4 protein-coding genes, 1 tRNA gene and 1 pseudogene are annotated in these 7,061 nt (G+C 40.6%); 5 read left to right on the top strand and 1 reads right to left on the bottom strand.

What is annotated here, in order from left to right:
• Positions 1–849: 849 nt before the first annotated feature.
• The 3 genes from ACXAG2_RS20615 to ACXAG2_RS20625 all read left to right on the top strand — a co-directional run bounded on the left by ACXAG2_RS20615 (position 850) and on the right by ACXAG2_RS20625 (position 4,442).
• The gene (locus ACXAG2_RS20615) at positions 850–1,713 is read left to right on the top strand and encodes a replication initiation protein (RefSeq protein ID WP_474870165.1); all 864 of its coding nucleotides are present in this window, start codon (positions 850–852) and stop codon (positions 1,711–1,713) included.
• Between the two features lie 571 nt (positions 1,714–2,284).
• Complete coding sequence (locus ACXAG2_RS20620) at positions 2,285–4,024, top strand: hypothetical protein (protein ID WP_474870167.1); 1,740 nt, start codon at positions 2,285–2,287, stop codon at positions 4,022–4,024.
• Positions 4,025–4,049: 25 nt separating this feature from the next.
• Positions 4,050–4,442 (top strand): hypothetical protein, encoded by a 393-nt coding sequence (locus ACXAG2_RS20625; RefSeq protein WP_474870170.1) that lies wholly within the window; start codon positions 4,050–4,052, stop codon positions 4,440–4,442.
• Between the two features lie 83 nt (positions 4,443–4,525).
• Here the strand turns inward: ACXAG2_RS20625 and ACXAG2_RS20630 are convergent, their stop codons facing one another.
• Positions 4,526–5,848, bottom strand: a complete 1,323-nt coding sequence (locus ACXAG2_RS20630; RefSeq protein WP_474870172.1) for an integrase arm-type DNA-binding domain-containing protein — start codon at positions 5,846–5,848, stop codon at positions 4,526–4,528.
• Between the two features lie 137 nt (positions 5,849–5,985).
• Between ACXAG2_RS20630 and ACXAG2_RS20635 the strand changes: the two genes are divergently transcribed.
• Positions 5,986–6,059: transfer RNA gene (locus ACXAG2_RS20635), tRNA-Met, on the top strand.
• Between the two features lie 487 nt (positions 6,060–6,546).
• Positions 6,547–7,061: pseudogene (locus ACXAG2_RS20640) on the top strand (hypothetical protein); the annotation flags it as partial.

The raw sequence follows: 7,061 nt of genomic DNA on the forward strand, positions 1-7,061 counted from the left end.
TAAATAAATCCGGAATCAGTGTTCAAATGATTCCAGAATAGGTGTTCAAGTGTTTCCGGAATCGCTGTTCAGATCCGGCCGGAATATGCAGAGAGCTTTACGATACCTATCTATAATAATTAGACATGCCTAATGTTTAACGGGCTTTTTGCCCAACGAAAAAGCAGGCACTAGTTCAATAAGAGGCTGACATGACAACATATGAATGGTTTCAGGTTTGGGTATTGATGGTTTTGGCCATTCGAGCTACCCGACGCTACGACAAACTTAAGCACGATCTTTTTAATTCAATTAAAACTGGGAAAATCTAACTATGGTGCCTTTACTTGCTGGTTGCGCACTGATTCTAGGTGTTGTCATTTTCTTTGCGTGTTTATTTCATCTAAAGGCAAATAAAGAGCATTAAAGCAGCTGTTCAAACCTAACTTTTCCATTTTTGAATTTGGCATGCCAAATTCAATGTTTACTTTTTAACCAATATCACGCCTCAAAACGTCACTTCAGCGCCACTTTTTCTCAGCCAAAGAAACCCCCCTTAAAGTTACCCTGGTTTTTCGGAGAAAAAAGTAAACACATGCATAAAATAGGTAAGCACTGAGTAAAAAGCAGGTGCTTACAATGAAAAAAATGTTCTATCGTATGGAAGAGATAGCCCCTCTTCTGCTAACTAGTCGACGCACACTATATAACCATATTTATCAGAACAGAGTTAATGGCACTCATTACCCTGTCCCTCCATACATCAAACTCAACGGCCGCATTCTATTTCCAGTAGATGAGTTTGATTCATGGGTAAATGCTCAACCCAGAATTGTGTCGAACTCTGCTGCAGGCAAAGGGAAGTAAGTTGTGCCTGAACTTATAAAAGCAATGGAGCTTGTCCAATGGATCAGAGATGAACCCGCTGATAAAGCTGGGACGATTGTATATTACGCAAGGCAGTTTACTGATCCGAGTATACTCCCTCTCGCTCCTAAAGATGCAAAGGACGCAGTCAAAGTATCAGCGGACAACCCAATAAGGACGTTTTCCATTAACTCCCCAGAAGGACTGCCTAGTGGCTGTATGGCCAGGAAAACTTTAAGTTACCTGACTACGTTAGCAGTTAGATATAAAACGCCTAAAACCATCACGGTCTCACGACGACAACTGTACTCAAGTGTTACAGGTCAAGCTCCAAATGGTCAGCAGCAACTTAAAGCGTTCATACAAATATTCATTCAAACAATTACAGCAGATCTCTACATCAAGGAAGTTAGGACCGATGAAAATGAAGCATTTGAGCTCAGGGCACGTGCAGTGCTATCTGACCTAAGTATCTTTTCCTCTGACTCAAAAGTCACTTTCGAGCTATCGGATTCGTTCATAAAACTCATGGGCTTGATAAAACCACACCCTGTTGATGCCAGAGCTCTTCAATTTCTATGGCATAACCGGTCGCCAATCGGAATAGATTTCTACTGCTGGGTAGCTTACAGAGCGCCCTCAGTAAGCTACAGCAAGCCACTATTTTTGAATTGGGAGCAACTTCAACTTATCTTTCCTAACGAATGGAAACGAGTTAACCGACCGTCTGTGTTTAATAACAGACTAAAAACTGCAATTAAACTGGTCAAAGTTTGTTATCCAAAATTAAATATTTCTGTATCGAATGATGGCGTGCTTATTCATAAGTCAGCTTCTTCAGTACCGAAGGTTAGAGAGAGTTCTTAGATCTGTGGATAGCCTAAATTATCCACAGATCTAAATGAACGTTTTTGTGTATCAAAACAATCAAAACATTCAAATTCTGTGTAAGAAACCACTCAACCTTGTGTACTAAAGCAAACGTGATATTGACATAGCCCTTAGGCCACTTGGGCTCGAGCGCCCCCCATATATTCACATATAGTTCTTACATATAGATTCCTGTTGTTGTTTGCCAAACTCTGTGAAAGATGAGGATAAACTAGTATCCAGCGTCGAGAATAAGAGCAAAATCATATCGTCGAAATCATGACTGATTTTTGCTCTATAGTAGTCAAAATTATTTGACGCCTGTAATCTACACATGACTCGATAAGAGGTCAGAAAAGCCAAGAGATTGCGGTATACAGGCCTAAACCAAAAAGTATGCTCCAAAGCCTCAAGAGCTTGACCGAAGAGCTGATTCATAAGCTAAGGGTTGACCACCCTCGTGGGGGATGCCACTGTTATATATTACCCTGTCACTGCTCCTAAAAGGCTATGTGACTTGACCCAACTGAAGCAATATTGATAATACGTGGTAAAAAGGGAGAGTTGCGTGACATTTGGTGAACTTTGTAAAGGACTTACACCGGAAGAAGTCAAAAAAATAAATTTCCGTGATAGGGCTTTCAGAAGATTCTGTTTCTGGCCTCCAAATATTTTTTGTCTTTTAGCTGCATTTCTAAAGGAAACTGGCGCATATACTTTTATCGTTTGTCCGCCAGATGGTCATTCACTTGATAGAGAGCATGAAGAAAAGACCTATAGATTAGGCGAAGTTTGGTTCAACTATTTCAGTAAAGAAAGTAGATATGAGAACTTTTTATCGATAAAGAAAAAGCACCATTTTTCACAATTCGCCCCAAAAAGTATAGAGAATCTGATTAAACGTGTATTCTCTGAAGAATCTACAAAATTTAAACTGGATGACTTCAGCAATAGCTGGGAATTAAATCAAGAAGCTACTAAAATTGAAATAACACCTGAAGAATTAGAGGTTTTTAACGAAAAGCGTTGGAGTTTTTTGTCTGATATTTTCACGTTATTTGCTTGTTGCGACTACGCAAGTATGGGAATTGAAGATGATGCCATTCCTGTCTTTTCAGCTATTTCAGCTGTCCAAATTCGAGATACAAAAAACTTTTCTTTTTCAGAAGTTAGGAAGCAAAAAGCGATCGTACAAGCAAAACAGCGAGTCCCTCAAGTTGGGCTTGGTCTGAATGGTCTTTCGCATTACTTAGCATATGTTGATTCTGAAGTCGATGTAGCACATTACCCTTCTTTTAAGAACACCCCTATTGATAACTTAAATGACATCAAAGTGTTATTGCTTCCGTGGCCGCTTAAGATACCTAAAGCGAACTTTGGAAAGTCCGTTCTAGCGGAAAACAAAAAGAGCGTTTGTGTACCGGGTTTTGACTATTTCGACTACAATAATACTTTGGGGGTCGACAGTAATGACGTTATACGTATGATCGAAGCCTCAGGGGACGTTGATTTTTTAATTTTTCCTGAAGCAACAATGTCAAAAGCCAACTATTTGGATGTGTTACAAGCTCTTAAAGATAAAGAAAATAGTAATCCTGGCAAGTTTATTGCTCCAAAATTTATTATTTGTGGAGTGTATGAAACTAAAAACAACTCTTGGTCTAGAAATTACGTTTACTTTAGCACCAAAACATCTATTGACGGCAGCGACAATGGGATTGAGTGGGAGCATATTGAACAACAAAAACATCACCGCTGGTGTCTAGATTCTTCACAAATAAGAACATATGGTATCCAGTCTCAACTCAGTTGTAACAATATTTGGTGGGAAGGCATTGAGGTAGGTAATAGAGAACTAAAAATCATCAATATCGATAAGAAGTTTTCTCTTGCTCCCTTAATCTGTGAAGATTTAGCTAGACAGGACCCGGTGTCAGAGGTTGTTCGCTCAGTAGCACCTAACTTGGTAGTTGCACTTTTGCTCGACGGCCCTCAATTGACCTCAAGATGGTCAAGTCGTTATGCTTCAGTTTTAACGGACGATCCAGGATGTAGTGTTCTCTCGATGACAGCAATGGGTATGATTGAGCGCTCTAACCTTGCTACGGGACATCGCTCTAAAGTGATCGCACTGTGGAAGGACAGCGTAAATGGGTATATTGAAATATCGTTACCTGAGAAGACAGAAGGTGTTATCATGAGCTTAAATTGTGAACAAACTGAAGAATACACTTTCGATGGGCGTTCAGATTTCGGCGCAGCAGTAAATCTGGTTTACAAAGAGCACTTTGCTATTGTAGACGATTAAGATTTTATAAGGGGTTGAACACAACATGGCAATAAAAAATCTGGCAACAGCAGATAATCGTAATCTCTCAGTGAATGGGCGGAGAGAGTTAGGTGCGCTCGCTAAGGCTCTGTTGACTAATCAATCTCCAACTTTAACAAAAATTCTTTTGGAACGTGTTCAGGATGATCTGTTAAAAGAGTTGGAACCAGACCAGAGACAAGAGTTAGTTGCTGCGCTTAGAGAAGCACTCTTAAGTAATCCTGTTCATAGTTCGACTTTAGCACGCAAGATTGATTCGAAAATGGAGACTAGAAGCAACTTAGATTCCATCAAAAAGGATGTAGTTAATGTATTCGAGTGGGCGCAAAGTTCAGTGAGTAGCAGAATTGACGATAGGGTGAAGACTTATCACAGGAAGTCATTTGCAGCGGGTTAAAATTTCTTCCATTTTTCAGTTTTGCAAAAAAGTAATAAGTATAAGGGGCGTATCGCTATTTCGCCCCATGGATATTTTATAGTTTAATTCATTAACAAATTGATTAGTTGTAGTTTTTGCTCTCTGTTTAGGTCAGGAATTTGCGATGACATCTTATCCAAAATCCTACACCCCCACTGCTCTTTGACTTGCAATCCTCCATATTGAGAAATCTTTTTGCATATTTTATCTGCCGGTTCCCTAAGCTCTTCAGCCGTGAGCACAGTGTAGCCAGCAGTGACATCACTGCGACTCGTTTTATGATTGAGCAATCGTTTCAACGTGTAAGTCCCTACTCCTATTGTTTCAGCAACCGAACAAAATGTCCGGCGAAGATCATGCAGTGTGAATAAAACATCCGAACGTTGGTTCATTTGTTTAATTATTTTTTTAGGCTCCATCACTCTGCCATGGCGATTTTCAGCACCAAAAACAAAACCCGAAACGCGGCACTCTGCCCTTCTTTTGAGGATTTCCTTCAGCGGTTCAGTGATTGGCAATTCCAGGCCATGGCCATTTTTTGTGTCATCTAAGCAGAATAGCTGATCGTCCAGAAATACATTTTTCCATTCCAGCTTAAGCAACTCTGTTTTGCGCAGACCGGTAAACGCCATAAACTCGACGAAGTCACATACTGTTGCAGTAAAGTCTTGACGATAAGAAATGGCTTCCTCACGCATCTCATTAACTACATTAAGGAATGGCTTTAACTGTGAAGGTCGAAGTCTTGTCTGTTTACGGGCCACATTGTTCCAACAACGTTTTTCCGACAAAACAGCAACAGGGTTGTGGGTGAATAAAGTTCTGCCGTCAGAAGATTTGTATTCAGCTCTGGCGAAGTTAAAAAGAGCCCTAAGCATCCTCATTGCCAAGTCTGCCTGAGCAGGGCTACGCTTAGTCAGTTCAAAGTGTCGACGATAAATACGGTTTTCTGTAAGGTCAGCCAAACGCTTCTTTGCCCAATCATCGAAATAGCAAGCCATTACCTGATCGTATCCACGTAAAGTAATCGGCTTTAGCTCTCTTGCATGGGTATATTCTTTATAAACAGCTCCTAGCGTGACAGAAGCAGCTCTGAAATGCCTTTTGCTATCATTTGGGTTCATTCCATCCGCGATATCAGCCATGGCCTTCCTGGCTTGCTTACGAGCCTGCTCAACGGGAACTGACGGAAAAGAGCCGATAGTCACCGCTAGAGGCTTCTGAGTTCCAGGAAGCTTCTTGTATACCCGAAACGTTTTCTTATTTGATGGAAGAACATCAATAATGAGACCTGGCATTTGAGAGTCATAATACCTGGTTCGTTTGTCTGAGCCCGACAGCTTTAAAAGAGTCTGCTCTGTGAATCTGAATTTTGTTGCTGACATACTGTGCTACCTCTGTGCTACTTTGAGCGCAAAATCTAGTGCGCTGAATTGCTTAAAGAAATTAAGCAACAGAGATAACAAAACCGCAATAACCTACTGATTTATATGAAACAATAAGTAATTAACAGGTAAATAAAGTAACTAACGGTAAACGCTTAGTTTGTGACTCATAATCGTTAGGTCCCTGGTTCGAGTCCAGGTGGGGCCACCATTTTTACTACAATTTATTCAAGCTTAATCCGAATTCATCATTTGATACATAAACCTTAAACCGTTTTAAATTATGAAGAAAAAGAAAGAACCTCTCTATCTAATCGAGGCTCAATGACTAACTTATAAGAACACTCATGCTTTGGCATTTTAATAGACATGTCATTCTAACCAAATAACGTAAAATTCACTGCACGCCAGCTCTGAAACTGCAACTAAGTCAAATTCAGATACACTTAGTAGCAACAATTCAGCCTGAATTGTTCAGTCACGTAACTGAAAAAGTGTCTCACTTAGTCTCATTTAATCTCCGAAACTCCCGGTTAGTACATTCCCCCAGTTATAAAAACACGCTTATTTTTTCATAGTACAGATTGCCTGTTCCGGCCTGATGACCGTGATGGAGATTCTAAGGATATTGTTGCCTGAGAATGAAGTCCCAGCCCCGGTCGCACTATAAACTCTGATTTAGGAAAGGACTGTTGATAATGCGATCTACTCTCTTTTACAGATACCTGTATGCAACACTGAAAGAAACATGCTACCGGCGTTTCACCGTGACCGGTAAATCACTCCATATACTCTGGGCCGCTTTTGCGCTTTCAGCATTCACAGTCCCGGCTTTTGCTGATGACCTGATAAACGGGGGTTATGTGGAAGGCGAAATAGCCATAGCTCAGGAAGTAGATACCTGGACATTTGATGGTGTAAGTGGTGACATCATTGCGTTACAGGTAACTGACGAAAGTAATAACCGGTTCGCCCCATGGGTGAAAATATTTAATCCTGACGGAAGTTTGTTAAGTCAGACTTCTGCACATGGCGTTGCACATTTTAATGATATAACTCTCGGTGAATCAGGAGAGTATACGGTCACCGTTCAGGACGCATCTATAGCTTATTCCAACGGTTATGATGACACCGGCGATTATCGTATCTATTTTGTGAAGCCACCGTTCAATGAGCATGGCATGCTGATTAACGGCAGTTCTGTTGATGAAAC

The sequence above is a fragment of the Alteromonas sp. ABH4_456 genome (assembly GCF_056160645.1).